General features: G+C 67.7%; 17 protein-coding genes. 14 read left to right on the forward strand and 3 right to left on the reverse strand.

All coding sequences use genetic code 11. The annotated features are described in order from the left end of the window. Window positions 1-3: 3 nt before the first annotated feature. Entirely contained in the window at window positions 4-1,335 is a 1,332-nt protein-coding gene (aroA, locus tag EGT29_RS08745; protein WP_124688655.1) for a 3-phosphoshikimate 1-carboxyvinyltransferase, read from the forward strand. Here aroA and EGT29_RS08750 read toward each other — a convergent pair. Continuing rightward, a complete protein-coding gene (locus EGT29_RS08750) occupies window positions 1,311-1,526 on the reverse strand; it encodes a DUF2061 domain-containing protein (RefSeq protein WP_124688656.1) in 216 nt (71 codons plus the stop codon). The genes aroA and EGT29_RS08750 overlap by 25 nt on opposite strands. A gap of 103 nt (window positions 1,527-1,629) precedes the next feature. On the opposite strand from EGT29_RS08750, the gene cmk reads away from it, so the two are divergent. The 9 genes from cmk (at window position 1,630) to cysM (ending at window position 10,088) form a co-directional block, all read left to right on the forward strand. Beyond that, on the forward strand, window positions 1,630-2,310 hold the full coding sequence (gene cmk, locus EGT29_RS08755; RefSeq protein ID WP_124688657.1) for a (d)CMP kinase: 681 nt from the start codon (window positions 1,630-1,632) through the stop codon (window positions 2,308-2,310). A 136-nt stretch (window positions 2,311-2,446) separates the two neighbouring features. Beyond that, a complete protein-coding gene (rpsA, locus tag EGT29_RS08760; protein ID WP_124688658.1) occupies window positions 2,447-4,153 on the forward strand; it encodes a 30S ribosomal protein S1 in 1,707 nt (568 codons plus the stop codon). Window positions 4,154-4,293: 140 nt separating this feature from the next. Further along, entirely contained in the window at window positions 4,294-4,596 is a 303-nt protein-coding gene (locus tag EGT29_RS08765) for an integration host factor subunit beta (RefSeq protein ID WP_124688659.1), read from the forward strand. Window positions 4,597-4,802: 206 nt separating this feature from the next. After that, complete coding sequence (locus tag EGT29_RS08770) at window positions 4,803-5,126, forward strand: lipopolysaccharide assembly LapA domain-containing protein (RefSeq protein ID WP_124688660.1); 324 nt, start codon at window positions 4,803-4,805, stop codon at window positions 5,124-5,126. Between the two features lie 9 nt (window positions 5,127-5,135). Continuing rightward, entirely contained in the window at window positions 5,136-6,413 is a 1,278-nt protein-coding gene (lapB, locus tag EGT29_RS08775) for a lipopolysaccharide assembly protein LapB (protein ID WP_124688661.1), read from the forward strand. A 219-nt stretch (window positions 6,414-6,632) separates the two neighbouring features. Continuing rightward, window positions 6,633-7,595, forward strand: coding sequence for a D-glycero-beta-D-manno-heptose-7-phosphate kinase (gene rfaE1, locus EGT29_RS08780; protein WP_161567748.1), 963 nt, complete (start codon window positions 6,633-6,635; stop codon window positions 7,593-7,595). 15 nt (window positions 7,596-7,610) lie between these two features. Continuing rightward, the gene (rfaD, locus tag EGT29_RS08785; protein WP_124688662.1) at window positions 7,611-8,600 is read left to right on the forward strand and encodes an ADP-glyceromanno-heptose 6-epimerase; all 990 of its coding nucleotides are present in this window, start codon (window positions 7,611-7,613) and stop codon (window positions 8,598-8,600) included. A 151-nt stretch (window positions 8,601-8,751) separates the two neighbouring features. Further along, complete coding sequence (locus EGT29_RS08790; RefSeq protein WP_124688663.1) at window positions 8,752-9,153, forward strand: helix-hairpin-helix domain-containing protein; 402 nt, start codon at window positions 8,752-8,754, stop codon at window positions 9,151-9,153. A gap of 29 nt (window positions 9,154-9,182) precedes the next feature. Beyond that, window positions 9,183-10,088 carry a cysteine synthase CysM gene (gene cysM, locus EGT29_RS08795; protein WP_124688664.1) on the forward strand — a complete coding sequence of 302 codons (906 nt, stop codon included), beginning with the start codon at window positions 9,183-9,185 and terminating at the stop codon, window positions 10,086-10,088. On the opposite strand, the gene mltB is transcribed toward cysM, so the two are convergent. Then, window positions 10,061-11,293 (reverse strand): lytic murein transglycosylase B, encoded by a 1,233-nt coding sequence (mltB, locus tag EGT29_RS08800; RefSeq protein WP_238160329.1) that lies wholly within the window; start codon window positions 11,291-11,293, stop codon window positions 10,061-10,063. The two genes, cysM and mltB, sit on opposite strands and share 28 nt — an antisense overlap. An 86-nt stretch (window positions 11,294-11,379) precedes the next feature. On the opposite strand from mltB, the gene EGT29_RS08805 reads away from it, so the two are divergent. From EGT29_RS08805 to EGT29_RS08820, 4 genes are all read left to right on the forward strand, one after another. Continuing rightward, window positions 11,380-12,300 carry a histone deacetylase family protein gene (locus EGT29_RS08805; RefSeq protein WP_124688665.1) on the forward strand — a complete coding sequence of 307 codons (921 nt, stop codon included), beginning with the start codon at window positions 11,380-11,382 and terminating at the stop codon, window positions 12,298-12,300. Window positions 12,301-12,515: 215 nt separating this feature from the next. Next, window positions 12,516-13,265, forward strand: coding sequence for an electron transfer flavoprotein subunit beta/FixA family protein (locus EGT29_RS08810; protein WP_124688666.1), 750 nt, complete (start codon window positions 12,516-12,518; stop codon window positions 13,263-13,265). A 2-nt stretch (window positions 13,266-13,267) separates the two neighbouring features. Beyond that, the gene (locus EGT29_RS08815) at window positions 13,268-14,197 is read left to right on the forward strand and encodes an electron transfer flavoprotein subunit alpha/FixB family protein (protein WP_124688667.1); all 930 of its coding nucleotides are present in this window, start codon (window positions 13,268-13,270) and stop codon (window positions 14,195-14,197) included. A 107-nt stretch (window positions 14,198-14,304) separates the two neighbouring features. Then, window positions 14,305-16,101, forward strand: a complete 1,797-nt coding sequence (locus tag EGT29_RS08820; RefSeq protein WP_124688668.1) for an acyl-CoA dehydrogenase — start codon at window positions 14,305-14,307, stop codon at window positions 16,099-16,101. Between the two features lie 19 nt (window positions 16,102-16,120). Here the strand turns inward: EGT29_RS08820 and EGT29_RS08825 are convergent, their stop codons facing one another. Then, window positions 16,121-16,738 (reverse strand): alpha/beta hydrolase, encoded by a 618-nt coding sequence (locus tag EGT29_RS08825; RefSeq protein ID WP_124688669.1) that lies wholly within the window; start codon window positions 16,736-16,738, stop codon window positions 16,121-16,123. Between the last annotated feature and the right edge of the window lie 171 nt (window positions 16,739-16,909).

Here is a 16,909-nt window from a genome sequence, read left to right on the forward strand (position 1 = left end):
GCCATGACCGATTCCCCCCGCCATCCACCGTACCTCGACCTGGCTCCGGCGCGCCGCGCGCGGGGCGCCATCGACCTTCCCGGCTCCAAGAGCATTTCCAACCGCGTGCTGCTGTTGTCGGCATTGGCCGAGGGCACGACCCGCCTGACCGGCCTGCTCGATTCGGACGACACCCAGGTCATGCTGGCGGCCTTGCGCAAGCTGGGCATAACGATCACGGCGGGCCCGCGTCCCGACGAAGTGCTGGTCCAGGGCGCGCGGCGCTTTCCGGTCGGCCAGGCCGACCTGTTCATGGGCAACGCCGGCACGGCCATCCGCCCGCTGACCGCGGCGCTGGCGATGATGGGCGGCCACTATGTGCTGCACGGCGTGCCGCGCATGCACGAGCGGCCCATCGGCGACCTGGTGGACGCGTTGCGCATGCTGGGCGCGCGCGTGGCTTACCAGGGCCGCGAGGGCTATCCGCCGCTGTCGCTGGGCTGGGGCGAACTGGACCTGTCCAGGCCGGTCAAGGTCAACGGGTCGGTTTCCAGCCAGTTCCTGACCGCGCTGTTGCTGGCCGCTCCGCTGGCTACCCAGGCCACCGGCCGGGAGTTCGTGATCGAGGTCGAGGGCGAGCTGATTTCCAAGCCCTACGTCGAGATGACGCTGAACCTGATGCGCCGCTTCGGCGTGACGGTCGGGCGCGATGGCTGGCGGCGCTTCACCGTGCCTGCCCAGGCCGCCTACCGGTCGCCGGGCCACATGCTGGTCGAGGGGGACGCCTCGTCGGCTTCCTATTTCCTGGCCCTGGGTGCGATAGGCGGCGGGCCGGTGCGCGTGACCGGCGTCGGCCGCGACAGCATCCAGGGCGACGTGGCGTTCGCCGACACCCTGGCGGCGATGGGCGCCGAGGTCGAGATGGGGCCGGACTGGATAGAGACGCGGGGCGTCAACGTGGCCGAGGGGGGGCGCCTGAAGGCCTTCGACGCCGATTTCAACCTGATCCCGGATGCCGCGATGACGGCGGCGGTGCTGGCCTTGTATGCGGACGGACCGTGCCGCCTGCGCAACATCGCGAGCTGGCGGGTCAAGGAAACCGATCGCATCCACGCGATGCAGACCGAGCTGGCCAAGCTGGGCGCGACCGTGGCGGCCACGCCGGACAGCCTGACCGTGACGCCTCCCGCCACCTGGACGCCGGCCGAGATCGGCACCTGGGACGACCATCGCATGGCCATGTGCTTCTCGCTGGCCGCGTTCGGTCCCGTGGGAGTGCGCATCCTCGATCCGGGTTGCGTAAGCAAGACCTTCCCCACGTATTTCGATGTCTACGCGGGACTGGTGGGGGCTTGAGCCGCGGCGGCCAGATCCCCGGCGCGCCGGCCCCGGTCCCAGAACCTGTCGAAGAAATAGTGCACGACCGTGTTGACGGCGGGTTCGATGAAGGTGACCGCGCCGCTCAGCGCCACGCTGCCGGTAATAATGTAGGTGACGCTGAACGAGGTCACGATGTGCAGGCCGCCGAAGGCAAGGGTCTTGGCCATCACCGTCTTCCTTGATTGGTAATGAGAATCGTTTTCGAATTGTGCGCCGACCCGGGGGTGAGACGCCAATTGATCGATGCGATAAAAACGATAGGTTTCGTAAATGAATGGTTCCACGGTTCCCATGATCGCCATCGATGGGCCGACGGCCTCGGGCAAGGGCACCATCGCGGCGCGAGTGGCGGCCCAATTGGGCTGGCACCTGCTGGACAGCGGGGCGTTGTACCGCCTGACCGCGCTGGCCTGCCTGGAACAGGGCATCGCCGCGACTGACGCCCAGGGCGCAGCGGCCGCGGCGGCGGCGCTGGACGTGCGCTTCGTCGCCGACGGGGTCTCCATGGGCGGGCGCGACGTCACCGCCGACATCCGCCGCGAGGAAGTCGGCAACATGGCCTCGCAGGTGGCGGTGTTGGCGCCGGTGCGGGCCGCGCTGCTCGACCGCCAGCGCGCCTTCCGGTGCGCGCCGGGGCTGGTGGCCGACGGCCGGGACATGGGGACGGTTGTTTTTCCGGACGCCGACCTCAAGATATTCCTGGTGGCCAGCGCCGAGGCGAGGGCCCAGCGACGCTATAAACAGTTGATCGAAAAGGGTTTTTCGGCTAACCTCTTAACCCTTTTGCGCGATCTGGAAGCGCGCGATGCGCGCGATACGCAACGGGCGAATGCGCCACTGGCCGCCGCCCACGATGCCCTGGTGCTCGATTCCTCCCACCTCACCATCGACCAGACGGTCGAACAGGTGATGAGCTGGTGGAGCGAGCGTTCGGGCGCATCGCGTGCCTGAAAGCGCAGCAGCGATTCTTAGCAGCACGTAGTAAAGGCCCTCAGCAATGAGGTATTGCAACTCCACCGATTGGTGCGGTGTCAGGTCGAATGTCTCGACCGCCCCCATGAAGTGCGTAACCCGGTAACACTCAACAATGTCTTCGGTTTCCCAAGCCCCTGCCGGCGAAGAAAGCTTTGCCGCCCTGTTCGAAGAAAGCATCAAGCGCCAGGAAATGAAATCCGGCGAAGTCATCACCGCCGAGGTGGTGCGCATCGACCATAACTTCGTCGTGGTCAATGCCGGCCTGAAGTCAGAGGCCTTGATCCCGCTCGAGGAATTCCTCGACGACAAGGGTGAGCTCGAAGTCTCCGAAGGCGATTTCGTCTCGGTGGCCATCGACGCGCTTGAAAACGGCTACGGCGACACCGTGCTGTCGCGCGACCGCGCCAAGCGCCTGGCTGCCTGGCTGCAGCTCGAGAAGGCCCTGGAATCCGGCGATCTCGTCACCGGCACCATCACCGGCAAGGTCAAGGGTGGGCTGACCGTCATGACCAATGCGATCCGTGCCTTCCTGCCGGGTTCGCTGGTCGACCTGCGTCCCGTCAAGGACACTACCCCGTACGAAGGCAAGACCCTCGAATTCAAGGTCATCAAGCTCGATCGCAAGCGCAACAACGTCGTGCTGTCGCGCCGTGCCGTGCTCGAGGCCAACATGGGCGAAGAGCGCCAGAAGCTGCTCGAGACCCTGCACGAAGGCGCGATCGTCAACGGCGTCGTCAAGAACATCACCGACTACGGTGCGTTCGTCGACCTCGGCGGCATCGACGGCCTGCTGCACATCACCGACCTGGCATGGCGCCGTGTGCGTCACCCCTCGGAAGTCCTGTCCGTCGGCCAGGAAATCCAGGCCAAGGTCCTCAAGTTCGACCAGGAAAAGAACCGCGTCTCGCTGGGCGTCAAGCAGCTGGGCGAAGATCCGTGGGTGGGTCTGGCTCGCCGCTACCCGCAAGGCACCCGCCTGTTCGGCAAGGTTACCAACCTGACCGACTACGGCGCGTTCGTCGAAGTCGAAGCCGGCATCGAGGGCCTGGTCCACGTGTCCGAAATGGACTGGACCAACAAGAACGTCGACCCCAAGAAGGTCGTCACCCTGGGTGACGAAGTGGAAGTCATGGTTCTCGAGATCGACGAAGACCGTCGCCGCATCTCGCTGGGCATGAAGCAGTGCCGTCCCAACCCGTGGGAAGAGTTCTCGATCAACCACAAGCGTGGCGACAAGGTCCGCGGCGCCATCAAGTCGATCACCGACTTCGGCGTGTTCGTCGGCCTGCCCGGCGGCATCGATGGCCTGGTCCATCTGTCCGACCTGTCCTGGAGCGAGTCCGGCGAAGAAGCCGTGCGCAACTTCAAGAAGGGCGACGAAGTCGAGGCCGTGGTGCTGGGCATCGACACCGAGAAGGAACGCATCTCGCTGGGCATCAAGCAGCTGGAAGGCGATCCGTTCAACAACTTCGTGGGCACCCATGACAAGGGCGCCGTCGTCCAGGGCACCGTGAAGTCGGTCGAGGCCAAGGGCGCTGTCGTGACCCTGTCGGTCGACGTCGAAGGCTACCTGCGCGCTTCCGAGATCTCTTCGGGCCGCGTGGAAGACGCCACCACGGTGCTGAAGGCCGGCGACAACATCGACGCCATGATCCTGAACATCGACCGCAAGACGCGTTCGATCCAGCTCTCGATCAAGGCCAAGGACAGCGCCGAGACGGCCGAGGCCATCCAGCGCATGTCCGATGCCAGCGCTTCGTCGGGTACCACCAACCTGGGCGCCCTGTTGAAGGCCAAGCTCGACCAGCAGAACGGCTGATAGGCCCACCCCCTACGCGCTCACGCGCGCCCCGGCGGCACTGGCGGGACCGGCAAAGCCGGATCCGCTGTGCCCAGGGGGGAGTTACCTGGTAGTCCGGTATAGCCCGGTACGGCGTTCTAAGAGGTTTCATGAACTCAATGACGAAGTCCGAGTTGATCGCCCGATTGGCCGCCCGGTATCCGCAGCTGGTCGCCAAGGACGCCGATTACGCCGTCAAGACCATCCTCGATGCGATGGCTCAGTCCCTCTCGGAAGGGCAGCGCATCGAGATCCGTGGTTTCGGCAGTTTTTCGTTGTCCAAACGTCCGCCGCGTATCGGGCGCAATCCCAAGTCCGGTGAAAAGGTGCTGGTTCCCGAAAAACGGGTCCCGCACTTCAAGGCCGGCAAGGAGTTGCGCGAGCGGGTCGACGCCCCCGTGCAAAAGCCTTCCGGGAACTGACTCGGCCGGACCTCCGGTCGCAGCAAGCCCGAACAACCCCGACAGTCTCCGGCTGCCGGGGTTTTCTTTTTCCGGGAGCCGGCTTCCAGTTACCTGGCAGCAGTGCAAGTAGTTAGAATCGCCAGTCTCCCCGCATCGCCGCCCGGGAGGGCGCGAAGCGCGTAGGGGGGCGATACAATTTGTTTTTTCCTCACCTGGAGCAAACCATGCGATATCTCGTCTGGGCGCTGAGACTGGTCATATTCGTGGTCGTCCTGCTGTTCGCGCTCAAGAATACCGACCGGGTGAACGTGTATTTCTTCGCCGATCACCTGATCAGCGAAGTGCCGCTGATCGTGGTCATGCTGGCCAGTTTCGTGGTCGGCGCGGTGTTCGGCCTGTTGCTGACCGTGCCGGGCGTGATGCGCCGCCGCCGCGAGATCGCCTCGCTGCGGCGCGAGCTGGACCAGACCCGGGCCGTGGCGAAGGGCGGGTCGTCCGCGGATGCGCCGCCGTCGCCCGACGTCATCCTGCCCGTGACCCCGTTGTAAGGGAGCGATGTGGATTTCGAACCCTGGTGGCTGATTGCCATACCCTTGTTGTTCGGACTGGGCTGGGTAGCCGCGCGCGTGGATATCCGGCAGATGTTGTCCGAACATCGCAGCGTGCCCGATTCCTATTTTCGTGGACTGAATTTCCTGCTGAACGAGCAGCACGATCGCGCCATCGATGCCTTCATCGAAGTGGCCAAGCTCGATCCCGAGACCACCGAGTTGCACTTCGCCCTGGGCAGCCTGTTCCGGCGCCGGGGCGAGATCGAGCGTGCCATACGGGTGCATCAGAACCTGCTGCAGCGCGCCGATCTGCCTGACAACCAGCGTGAACAGGCCTTGCACGAGCTGGCGCAGGACTATCTGCGCGCCGGCATGCTGGACCGGGCCGAGGCGGCCTTCGACCAGTTGAAGGGAACGCGATTCGCGCCCGACGCGCTGCGCGCGCTGATCCGCATCCACGAGACCGAGCGCGACTGGCCGCATGCCATCCAGGCCGTGCAGGCCCTGCAAGGGCTGATCGACGAACCGGTGCCGCAGGCCGTGCATTTCCATTGCGAGGAAGCCGCGGCCGCCCTGGCCGCCGGCAACACCGACGCGGCCCATGCGGCGCTGGACGCGGCCACGCATGCCTCGGTCCAGGCCCAGCGGGGCGGCGGCACGGCCCCCCACGTGCGCGTCGCCATGATGCGGGCCGACCTGGCCAGTCGCGAAGGCGACTTGCGGGCGCAGCGCCTGCACCTGGAGTCCGTGCTGTCCGCGCATCCCGAATACGCGGGCCTGGTGGCCGAGCAGTTCCTTGCCAATCACGAGGCGCGCGGTACGGCCAACGAAGGGCTGGAGAAGCTCGAGGCGCACTACATGCGCCATCCCTCGCTGGACCTGTTCGACGCCATCTTCCAGGCGCTGCGCCGGCAGCGCGGCCTGGCGCAGGCCTGGAACTTCGCGCGTGGGGCCTTGCAGCGCAATCCGTCGCTGCTGGGGCTGGACCGGTTGCTGGAAGCGCAGGTAGCGGGCGACAAGGCGGCGCAGGTCGAGCCGGGCCAGCAGGCGGCCGCGAACGTGGTGACGTTGAACAACCCGCAGGCCGATGCCGCCTCGCCGTGGACGCCCGCGGACGATGCCGTGCTGATGCGCAGCCTGATACACAAGCATACGCAGCGCCTGGATCGCTACGCCTGCCAGGCGTGCGGTTTCAAGGCCAAGCGGTTCCATTGGCAATGTCCGGGCTGCAACGCCTGGGAAACCTATGCGCCCAAACGATTGGAAGAACTTGATGCTGTATAAGGATGATGCCCCCCCCTGCGCGCTGACGCGCGCCCAGTATGGTGAGCCCCCAGCCGCTACGCGGCAGCCCCCCAGGGGGGCCGGGACCCGCCTTGGGGCGGCCCGGCGCCGGGTCCCGGGGGCGACGCTGGCGGACCGGCGGAGCCGGATCCACCGCATCCTGGAGTTGTGTGACGTCTTAGGGTGTGGCAGTGTTGGTTTGCCGTTGGGGAGCAAGGCATGAGCGCGTCGGCGTTGGGGGTGTTTCCCTCGGATGGGCAGCGCGCGGCGGCGCGGGTGTTGGTGGTGGGGGATGTGATGCTGGACCGGTATTGGTTCGGCGAGGTGCATCGCATTTCTCCCGAGGCGCCGGTGCCGGTGGTGCATGTGTCGCGCAGCGAGGACCGGCTGGGCGGGGCGGCGAACGTGGCGCGCAACGCGGCGACGCTGGGGGCGCACGTGACGCTGGTGGGCGTGGTGGGCGACGACGATTCGGGGCGCGCCATCGCGCGGCTGTGCGAGGACGAGGGCGTGCACGCGGATCTGGTCGCGGATCCGTCGGTGCCGACCACGATGAAGATGCGCGTGCTGGGACGCCAGCAGCAACTGCTGCGCGTGGACTTCGAGCAGCCGCCTTCGCCGGGCGTGCTGGCCGACCTGGCGGCGCGGGTGGCGGTGCACATCGCCGACCACGACGTGATCGTGCTGTCCGACTACGCCAAGGGCGTGCTGGACCAGGTGCAGGACCTGATCGCGCTGGCGCGCGCGCGCGGCTGCGTCGTGCTGGTCGATCCCAAGGGCGACGACTACGGCCGCTATCGCGGCGCCACGCTGGTCACGCCCAACCAGTCCGAGATGCGCGAGGCCGTGGGCCGCTGGCGCGACGAGGCGCAACTGGCCGAACGTGCCCAGCACCTGCGCCAGGCGCTGGACCTGGAGGCCTTGCTGGTGACGCGTTCCGAACTGGGCATGACGCTTTTCACGGCCGAGGGGCGTGACCACGTCGAGGCACTGGCGCGCGAGGTATTCGACGTGTCGGGCGCCGGCGATACCGTGATCGCCACGCTCGCCGTCATGCGCGCGGCGGGGCTGGATCTGCATGCGGCCATGAGGTGGGCCAACCTGGCGGGCGGCATCGTCGTCGGCAAGCTGGGGACATCGATCGTGACGCCGGACGAATTGCGTGCCGGCCTGGCGATCTAGATTGAGGAATTTGCCATGATCATCGTAACGGGAGCCGCCGGCTTCATCGGCAGCAATCTGGTCAAGGGCCTGAACGCCCGCGGCGAGCGCGACATCATCGCGGTCGACGATTTGCTCGAAGGCGACAAGTTCGTGAACCTGGTCGACGGCGAGATCGCCGACTACCTGGACAAGAACGATTTCCGCCGCCGCGTGGCGGACGGATCCCTGCCCAAGGTGGACGCCATCCTGCACCAGGGCGCGTGCTCGGACACGACCGAACGCAACGGCCAGTACATGATGGACAACAACTACCGCGTCACGCTGGAGCTTTTCGAGTATGCCCAGCGCGAACGGATTCCCTTCCTGTATGCCTCGTCGGCCGCCGTGTACGGCGCGGGCCCGGTCTATGCCGAGGACCTGCGCAACGAGAAGCCGCTGAACGTCTACGGCTATTCCAAGTTCCTGTTCGATCAGGTGCTGCGCCGCCGCCTGGGCGCGCTGACCGCGCCGGTGGTGGGGCTGCGCTATTTCAACGTCTATGGCCCGCGCGAGCAGCACAAGGGCAGGATGGCCTCGGTCGCCTTCCACAACATGAACCAGTTCCTGAAGGAAGGCCACGTGCGCCTGTTTGGCGGCTGGGACGGCTATGGCGACGGACAGCAGCAGCGGGACTTCATCTCGGTCCATGACGTCGTGGAAGTGAACCTGCATTTCCTGGGGCGTCCGGTGTCGGGCGTCTACAACTGCGGCACCGGCCGGGCCCAGCCTTTCAACGACGTGGCGGCCGCGGTGGTCAACACGCTGCGCGAGGAGCGCGGCGAGGCGCCCCTGGCGCTGGCCGACCTGGCGGCGCAGGGGCTGCTGCGCTACATCGAGTTCCCCGAGGACCTCAAGGGCCGCTACCAGAGCTACACCCAGGCCGACACCACGCAGTTGCGCGCGGCCGGTTTCACCGCGCCGATGCGGGACGTGCAGACCGGCGTTTCCGAGTACATCCGGGAACTGCGCGGCATGTCGAAGTAGGGACGCCCCGGTTTTCCTACGCATTTTCCCCCTTGGACAGCGGACGGTACGCGCCCGCTTTCCGGGAGGCTCCAGGAGCAAGCTTGCGGTGACGCCGGACGGTGTCGCGGCGGCCGGACCGGTCGCCGGCAACTCTCAACGGAGCCTAGCCATGAATCCCTTTCTCGATCCCACGCGCGCCGAGCCCGACTCCAGACCCTATCGCCTGCGCGGCGCCCGGCTTTGCGCGGGACGGCTGGCGGTCGCCGCCGGCCTCGGATTGGCCACGCTCGGTGGTACCCATGCCGCCGGCGTGGACGCGAACACCGCCACGCCGGCCCAACTGGAAGCCGTACGCGGCATCGGACCCCGGACCGCCGCCCGCATCGTCCAGGAGCGCCGCCGGGGCGGTCCGTTCTCGTCGTTCGACGACCTGGCCGGGCGCGTGCGCGGGCTCGGCACGAAGCGGCTCCACGGGCTGCGGGCCGCCGGATTGTCCCTCGGCCCGGCCGGCCGCGAGGGGCCGGCCATCCTGGTCAATATGCCTCCAGGCAGTAAGGGGAAAGGGAACTAAACCGGGTCGGCTGGATTATGATGGGGCGCATGAGAAGCTACCCCACCATCGAACAGACCATCGGCAACACGCCTCTGGTCCGGCTCCAGCGGATTCCCGGAGAAGGAAATGCCGCGCGCGGCAACGTCATCCTCGCGAAGCTGGAAGGCACGAATCCGGCCGGTTCGGTCAAGGATCGCCCGGCCCTGTCCATGATCGCCCGGGCCGAGGCCCGGGGCGAGATCAAGCCGGGCGATACCCTGATCGAGGCAACCAGCGGAAACACCGGAATCGCCCTGGCGCTGGTGGCGGCCATACGCGGCTACCGCATGATCCTGATCATGCCGGACAATCTGTCGCTCGAGCGCCGCGCGGCCATGACCGCCTACGGGGCCGAGCTGATCCTGACGCCGGCTTCGCAGGGGGGCATGGAATACGCCCGCGACCTGGCCTTGCGGATGCAGGCGGAAGGCAAAGGCAGGGTACTCGACCAGTTCGCCAATCCCGACAATCCGCTGGCCCACGTCGAGACCACCGGGCCGGAAATCTGGCGCGACACCGATGGACAGGTCACGCATTTCGTCAGCGCCATGGGTACGACGGGAACCATCGTGGGCGTCTCGCGTTATTTGAAGAGCCGTAATCCGGCGGTCCAGGTGGTGGGCGCGCAGCCCGCCGAAGGCTCGCAGATCCCCGGCATCCGCAAGTGGCCCGAGGCCTATCTGCCCAAGATCTACGACCCGTCGGCGGTGGACAGCCAGGAATCCGTCACGCAAGCCGAGGCCGAGGACATGGCCCGCCGGCTGGCCGCCGAAGAAGGCATCTTCGGCGGCATCTCGTCCGCCGGTGCCCTGGTGGCGGCGCTGCGCGTGGCCGAGACCGTCAGCAACGCCACCATCGTTTTCATCGTCTGCGACCGTGGCGACCGCTACTTGTCCACCGGCGTGTTCAACTGACTGACCCGGCTCGCCACCCGGTTGCGCCGTTCCAGTTCCACGGCCAGGTCGGTGACCGAGGTGGCGTAGAAGTAGCTCCGGTTGTATTCGGTCAGGGCGAAGAAGTTGGGCGCGGCGACGCGGTATTCGGTCGTGCCCGTCGCGCCGTCATACAGGTCGATGACGGCCAGCGGCCATTGCATCCAGGCGTCCGACATCCCCGCCACCTTGGGCGCTCGCGCGCCGGCGGCCTGCAACCGGGGCCAGTCGAGCGTGGGCTTGAGCCCGCCATCGACCAGCGCGGCCGGGTCGCCCGGTAGCCGGACCGGCAGGAACACCGGCTGGCCGCGCTGCCATCCATGTTCGACCAGGAAGTTGGCCACCGAGGCGATGGCGTCGGCGGGACTGGCCAGCAAGTCGATGCGGCCATCGCCATTGCCGTCCACGGCGAACTGGCGCAAGCTGCCGGGCATGAACTGCGGCAGGCCCATCGCGCCCGCGTACGAACCCTTCACGGCCAGCGGATCGGCGCCGGCTTCCTGGCACCAGATCAGGAACTGCGCCAGTTGTTCGCGGAAGAACGCGCTGCGGTCGCTGCGCGCCTGGGCCGGATAGTTGAAGGCCAGCGTCGCCAGCGCGTCGATGATGCGGAAGTTGCCGGTGACCCGGCCATAGAAGGTTTCGACGCCGATGACGCTGACGATGATGGAGGCGGGGACGCCGTAGCGAGCCTCGGCCCGCGCCAGGTCCTGCGCGTGTTCCTCCTGGAACGCGACGCCTTCCTTGATGCGGCGGCTTTCGATGAAGCGCGCGCGGTACCGGGGCCAGCTGCGGACGGTGGGCGACGAGGGCGGCAGCACGAGCCGCGCGACGGTTTCCGAATATTTCGCCTGGTCGAGCAGGGCGCCGACCCGGGCGGCGTCCAGGCCCCGGCCGGCCATGTCGGCCACGAAGGCGCGCCGCGCCTCGGCGGCCGACTGGGGGCTGGAGGGCGCGGGCACGGGAACCGGGACGGCCACCGGGGCGGTTGGAGCCGGCGCCGCAGGTGGCGCGGCCGGGGTGGCGGCGCGCGGAGCGGCCTGCATGTCGGGCGCGGCCGGAACGCCCTGCATGGGCGCCGCGGCCGGGGGCGGATGCGAGGCGCAGCCCCACAGGGCCAGCGCGGCCAGGGCGGCGGCGATCGGGCCGCTACGCGACCCGGTCGGAAAACGGGGTGTGGAATTCACGCGTAAGATTTCCGGAAAAGCGATATCGATAGCGTGATGCTGCCGGCTGTTCGGCCGCGATGCAAGTCGGGCGCATAATGGAGTCCATGGCTACGCTTTACTTCACGCACCCGTCGTGCAGGCAGCACGAGATGGGCGAAGGGCATCCCGAGTGCCCGGCTCGGCTGGACGCGATATCCGACCAGTTGCTCGCTTCGGGCGTGGCGGCGCACCTGATCGAGCGCGAAGCGCCGCGGGCCACGCAGGAAGCGCTGCTGCGCGTGCATACCTCCGAATACCTGGAATCGCTGGTCGAGCGCTCGCCGGTCCACGGCTACGTCGAACTCGATCCCGATACCTGCATGAATCCCCATACCTACACGGCGGCCCTGCACGCGGCGGGCGCCGCGATCGCGGCCGTCGATGCCGTGCTGGCGGGCGAGGGCGAGTCGGCGTTCTGCGCGGTGCGGCCGCCCGGTCATCATGCCTGCCCCGACCAGGCCATGGGCTTCTGCTTCCTGAACAACGTGGCGATCGCCGTGCGCCACGCCATCGCGCACCACGGATTGACGCGCGTCGCGGTGGTGGATTTCGACGTGCACCACGGCAACGGCACCGAGGCCGCGCTGGCCGGCGACGAACGCGTGCTGATGTGCGGTTTCTTCCAGCATCCGTTCTATCCGTTCAGCGGCACCGCGCCCTGGGCCGGCAACATGCTGAACGAGCCCGTGCCCGCCTATACCGAGGGCGCGGCGATACGCGAACTGGTGTCGGCCCGGTGGCTGCCCCGGCTGGAGCAGTTCCGGCCCCAGCTCGTGCTGGTGTCGGCGGGCTTCGATGCGCACCGCGAGGACGATCTTGGGAGCATGGGGCTGGTCGAATCGGACTTCGCCTGGATTACCGGGCAACTCGTGGCGCTGGCCGGGCGCCACGGGGCGAAGGTCGTCAGCAGTCTCGAGGGCGGTTACAACCTGTCGGCGCTGGGGCGCAGCGCCACGGCCCACATACGCGCGCTGGCGGGGATCTGAGCCCCGTGCGCGCGCGGTCGTTACGCAGGCACGAATATTCGCCTGCGTCCGTATTTACCCGTATTCCAAGCCCGGGAGAGGAAAATGTCGATTACCTATAATCGACAGGTTTCCCTGTGGTGGGGCGACCGTGGCGCGAGTGGGCCCGGTACTCCGTGCTCCCCCGTGCCCGTTACCCAGGCGTAGCCGGTTTATCTACAACGAGGTCGCAAACAATGAAGGTGTTAGTGCCAGTCAAGCGAGTGGTGGACTACAACGTGAAGGTCCGGGTGAAGTCGGACCAGACGGGCGTGGACATCGCCAACGTGAAGATGTCGATGAATCCGTTCGACGAGATCGCCGTGGAAGAGGCGACGCGCCTGAAGGAGAAGGGCGTGGCCACCGAGGTCCTGGCCGTGTCGTGCGGCGTCGCCCAGTGCCAGGAGACGCTGCGCACGGCGATGGCGATCGGCGCCGACCGGGCCATCCTGGTCGAGACGCAGGAGGAGCTCCAGCCGCTGGCGGTGGCCAAGCTGCTGAAGGCGCTGGTCGACAAGGAGCAGCCGCAGCTGGTGATCCTGGGCAAGCAGGCGATCGACGACGATGCGAACCAGACGGGCCAGATGCTGGCCGCGCTGCTGGATTGGCCGCAGGCGACCTTCGCGAGCAAGGTCGAGGTGGCCGACGGCAAGGCGACGGTGACGCGCGAGGTGGACGGCGGCCTGGAAACGGTGGCGCTGTCGCTGCCGGCCATCGTGACCACGGACCTGCGGCTGAACGAGCCGCGCTACGTGACGCTGCCCAACATCATGAAGGCCAAGAAGAAGTCGCTGGAAACCGTCAAGCCGGAAGACCTGGGCGTGGACGTGGCGCCGCGGCTCAAGACGCTGAAGGTGGCCGAGCCGCCGGCGCGCAAGGCCGGGGTGAAGGTGGCGGACGTGGCCGAGTTGGTGGGCAAACTCAAGAATGAAGCGAAGGTGGTGTGAAGATGGCGATACTGGTCATAGCGGAACATGACAATGCGCATCTGCGCGCGGCGACGCTGAACACGATCACGGCGGCGCAGCGCCTGGGCGGCGACGTGCACGTGCTGGTCGCGGGCGCGGGGGTGGGCGCGGCGGCGCAGGCTGCCTCGCAGGTGGCGGGCGTGGCCAAGGTGCTGTCGGCCGACGGCGCTTCGCTGGCCGACGGCCTGGCCGAGAACGTGGCGGCGCAGGTGCTGGCGGTGGCCCAGGGCTACAGCCATATCCTGTTCCCGGCCACGGCGTATGGCAAGAACGTGGCGCCGCGCGTGGCGGCCAAGCTGGACGTGGCGCAGATCTCGGACATCATCGGCATCGAGTCGGCCGATACGTTCGAGCGTCCGATCTACGCGGGCAACGCGATCGCCACGGTGCAATCGGTCGATGCCGTCAAGGTGATCACCGTGCGCACGACGGCCTTCGACGCGGCCGCGGCCGCGGGCGGTTCGGCGCCGGTGGAAAGCCTGTCCGCCGTGGGCGACGGCGGCAAGTCCTCGTTCGTGGGGCGCGAGGTCGCCAAGAGCGACCGTCCGGAGCTGACCGCGGCCAAGGCCGTGGTGTCGGGCGGACGCGGGATGGGCAGCGCCGAGAACTTCAAGTTGCTCGAGCCGCTGGCGGACAAGCTGGGCGCGGCCATGGGCGCTTCGCGCGCCGCGGTCGACGCGGGCTACGCGCCCAACGACTGGCAGGTGGGCCAGACCGGCAAGATCGTCGCGCCGCAGCTGTACGTGGCGGTGGGGATCTCCGGCGCGATCCAGCACCTGGCGGGCATGAAGGACTCGAAGGTGATCGTGGCGATCAACAAGGACGCCGAGGCGCCGATCTTCGGCGTGGCCGACTACGGGCTGGTGGCGGACCTGTTCACCGCCGTGCCCGAGCTTACGAAAGCGCTGTAAGCGCGAACGCCGCCGCGCCCTTGGGGGGCGGCGGCGCACCCGAACAGGGCCGGGCCGCCGGTCTTGCCGCCGCACGGCCCTCGGTGCCCAACTGACCGGAGGTTTGCATGGCTTACGTGGCTCCACTGCGGGACATCCGATTCGTGCTGAGCGAATTGGCCGGCCTGGACAAGGTTCATCAATTACCCGGTAGCGAGGACGCCGGCCAGGAAGTCGTCGATGCGATCCTGGACGAGAACGCGCGCCTGCTGCAGGACGCGATCGCGCCGCTCAACCGCGACGGCGATCTCCAGCCGCCCGTCTGGTGCGACGGCGCCGTTACCGCTTCGCCGGGATTCGCCCAGGCATTCCGCAGCTTCGTCGAGGGGGGCTGGCAAGGCTTGCAGCATCCCGTGGACTTCGGGGGGCAGGGCCTGCCCAAGGTGGTCGCCACCCCGTGCATGGAAAACCTGAACGCCGCCTGCCTGTCGTTCGCGCTATGCCCGCTGCTGACCGACGGCGCCATCGAGGTGCTGCTGACGGCCGGGACCGAGGAGCAGAAGCGGCGCTTCATCCCCTCGATGATCGATGGCTCCTGGACCGGAACCATGAACCTGACCGAACCGCAGGCCGGGTCGGACCTGTCGCTGGTACGCACGCGCGCCGTCGCGCAGCCCGACGGCAGCTACCGGCTGCACGGGCAGAAGATCTTCATCACCTACGGCGAGCACGACATGGCACGGAACATCGTGCACATGGTGCTGGCCCGGCTGGCCGACGCGCCCGAGGGTGTCAAGGGCCTGTCGCTGTTCGTGGTGCCCAAGTTCCTGGTGAACGACGACGGATCGCTGGGCAAGCGCAACGACGTCTGGTGCGCCTCGATCGAACACAAGCTGGGCATCAAGGCCAGCCCCACGGCCGTGCTGCTGTATGGCGAGGACAAGGGCGAGGTCGGTCCGGGTGCCATCGGCTACCTGGTGGGCGAGCCCAACCGCGGCCTGGAAACCATGTTCATCATGATGAACGCCGCGCGCTTCGCGGTCGGCTTGCAGGGCATCGCGGTGGCCGAGCGCGCCAGCCAGCATGCCGTGGCCTATGCCAAGGACCGCGTGCAGAGCCGGGCGGTCGAGGGTTCCACGGGGCCCGTGGCCATCGTCCATCACCCGGACGTGCGCCGGATGCTGTTGACCATGCGCACGCTGACCGAGGCGGCCCGCGCCGTGGCCTACGTGGCCGCCGGGGCGCACGATTTCGCGCACAGGCATCCCGATGCCCAGATGCGCGCGCGCAACCAGGCCTTCTACGAATACATGGTGCCCATCGTCAAGGGCTTCTCGACCGAGATGGCGGTGGAGGTGGCCTCGCTGGGCATACAGGTGCACGGCGGCATGGGCTTCATCGAGGAAACGGGCGCCGCCCAGTACTACCGCGATGCCCGCATCCTGTCGATCTACGAAGGCACCACCGCCATCCAGGCCAATGACCTGGTGGGGCGCAAGACCGCGCGCGACGGCGGCGCGGTGGCGGCCGCCATCATCGGCCACATGCGCGAGACGCTGGCCGAGCTGGACGGCGACGCGGAACTGTCGGCGCTGCGCGGACAACTGGCCGACGCCATCCAGGCCTACGAGGAAGTGGTCCGCTTCGTGGTCGAGCGCTACCGCGACGACGTGCGCGAGGTCTACGCGGGCAGCGTGCCCTATCTGATGCTGGCCGGGCTCACGCACGGCGGATGGCAGATGGCGCGCGCCGCGCTGGCCTGCCGGCGCCGGATCGCCAAGGGAGACGTCGACACCTTCTATCCGGCCAAGCTGGCGGGGGCACAGTTCTATTGCGCCCACCTGCTGCCGCGGGTCGAGGCGCTGCGCCGCGAGATATTGCAGGGTGGCGCCAGCACGCTGGCCATGCCGGTCGACGCATTCTAAGGCCGCCGGCCGGCGGCGCTCAGGGGGAAGGGCGGTGGTGGCCGGGCGCCTGCGACGGCGGCAGCGGAGGCGTGCGGCAGGGGGCGACGGGGATGCGCCAATGCGACCGGCGCCGCAGGGCCGCCAATAGCTTCAGGCCCTGCGGCCATTCACCGTAGCCCGATTCGGCATTGATGTGGCCGGCGTCGTCGAGCTGCTCGAAGCGGCTGCCCCAGGCTTCGGCGAATTCGCGGGCACGGTCCAGCGAACAATACGGGTCGTTGGTGCTGGCGACCACCACGCTCTGGAAAGGCAAGGTCTGCATCGGCACGGGGCAGAACGAGCGCAGCCGCGCCGGGGCGTTCGCACGCTCGACGTCGGCGGGCGCCACCAGCAGGGCGCCCGCCACCTTTTCGCGCACGCGCAGCGGCAAGTGGCAGATCGTGATGCAGCCCAGGCTGTGGGCGATCAGCAGCGGCGGCCGCTGGGCCGCCTCGATGGCGGAGGCCAGGGTCGCGGTCCACGCATGCAGGTCGGGCGAGGCCCAGTCGTTCTGCTGCACGCGCACCGCGCGCGGCAGACAGGCCTCCCACCGGCTCTGCCAATGGGCGGGGCCGGAGTTGTTCCAACCTGGGACGATCAAGGGTTGCAGTCGCATGAGCGCATGATGGCGTCGCTGCTCATTACTGGGAACGAAGAATTTTGCGTTTGTTAATTACCTCAGCTTGGATGGCGGGGTCCGGCGGGAGGCGGGCCCTTATGTGAAAAAATAAGTATCCGCCTTTCTCTTATGGTGGAAAGCTATATGGATATGTGCAAACATTTGTTC

The organism is Pigmentiphaga sp. H8 (genome assembly GCF_003854895.1).
GTDB lineage: Bacteria > Pseudomonadota > Gammaproteobacteria > Burkholderiales > Burkholderiaceae_B > Pigmentiphaga.

Excerpts from the sequence above, each read along its gene's own strand:
- aroA (WP_124688655.1), top strand. The coding sequence starts at position 4 with ATGACCGATTCCCCCCGCCATCCACCGTACCTCGACCTGGCTCCGGCG.
- EGT29_RS08750 (WP_124688656.1), bottom strand. The coding sequence starts at position 1,526 with ATGGCCAAGACCCTTGCCTTCGGCGGCCTGCACATCGTGACCTCGTTC.
- cmk (WP_124688657.1), top strand. The coding sequence starts at position 1,630 with ATGAATGGTTCCACGGTTCCCATGATCGCCATCGATGGGCCGACGGCC.
- rpsA (WP_124688658.1), top strand. The coding sequence starts at position 2,447 with ATGTCTTCGGTTTCCCAAGCCCCTGCCGGCGAAGAAAGCTTTGCCGCC.
- EGT29_RS08765 (WP_124688659.1), top strand. The coding sequence starts at position 4,294 with ATGACGAAGTCCGAGTTGATCGCCCGATTGGCCGCCCGGTATCCGCAG.
- EGT29_RS08770 (WP_124688660.1), top strand. The coding sequence starts at position 4,803 with ATGCGATATCTCGTCTGGGCGCTGAGACTGGTCATATTCGTGGTCGTC.
- rfaE1 (WP_161567748.1), top strand. The coding sequence starts at position 6,633 with ATGAGCGCGTCGGCGTTGGGGGTGTTTCCCTCGGATGGGCAGCGCGCG.
- rfaD (WP_124688662.1), top strand. The coding sequence starts at position 7,611 with ATGATCATCGTAACGGGAGCCGCCGGCTTCATCGGCAGCAATCTGGTC.
- EGT29_RS08790 (WP_124688663.1), top strand. The coding sequence starts at position 8,752 with ATGAATCCCTTTCTCGATCCCACGCGCGCCGAGCCCGACTCCAGACCC.
- cysM (WP_124688664.1), top strand. The coding sequence starts at position 9,183 with ATGAGAAGCTACCCCACCATCGAACAGACCATCGGCAACACGCCTCTG.
- EGT29_RS08805 (WP_124688665.1), top strand. The coding sequence starts at position 11,380 with ATGGCTACGCTTTACTTCACGCACCCGTCGTGCAGGCAGCACGAGATG.
- EGT29_RS08810 (WP_124688666.1), top strand. The coding sequence starts at position 12,516 with ATGAAGGTGTTAGTGCCAGTCAAGCGAGTGGTGGACTACAACGTGAAG.
- EGT29_RS08815 (WP_124688667.1), top strand. The coding sequence starts at position 13,268 with ATGGCGATACTGGTCATAGCGGAACATGACAATGCGCATCTGCGCGCG.
- EGT29_RS08820 (WP_124688668.1), top strand. The coding sequence starts at position 14,305 with ATGGCTTACGTGGCTCCACTGCGGGACATCCGATTCGTGCTGAGCGAA.
- EGT29_RS08825 (WP_124688669.1), bottom strand. The coding sequence starts at position 16,738 with ATGCGACTGCAACCCTTGATCGTCCCAGGTTGGAACAACTCCGGCCCC.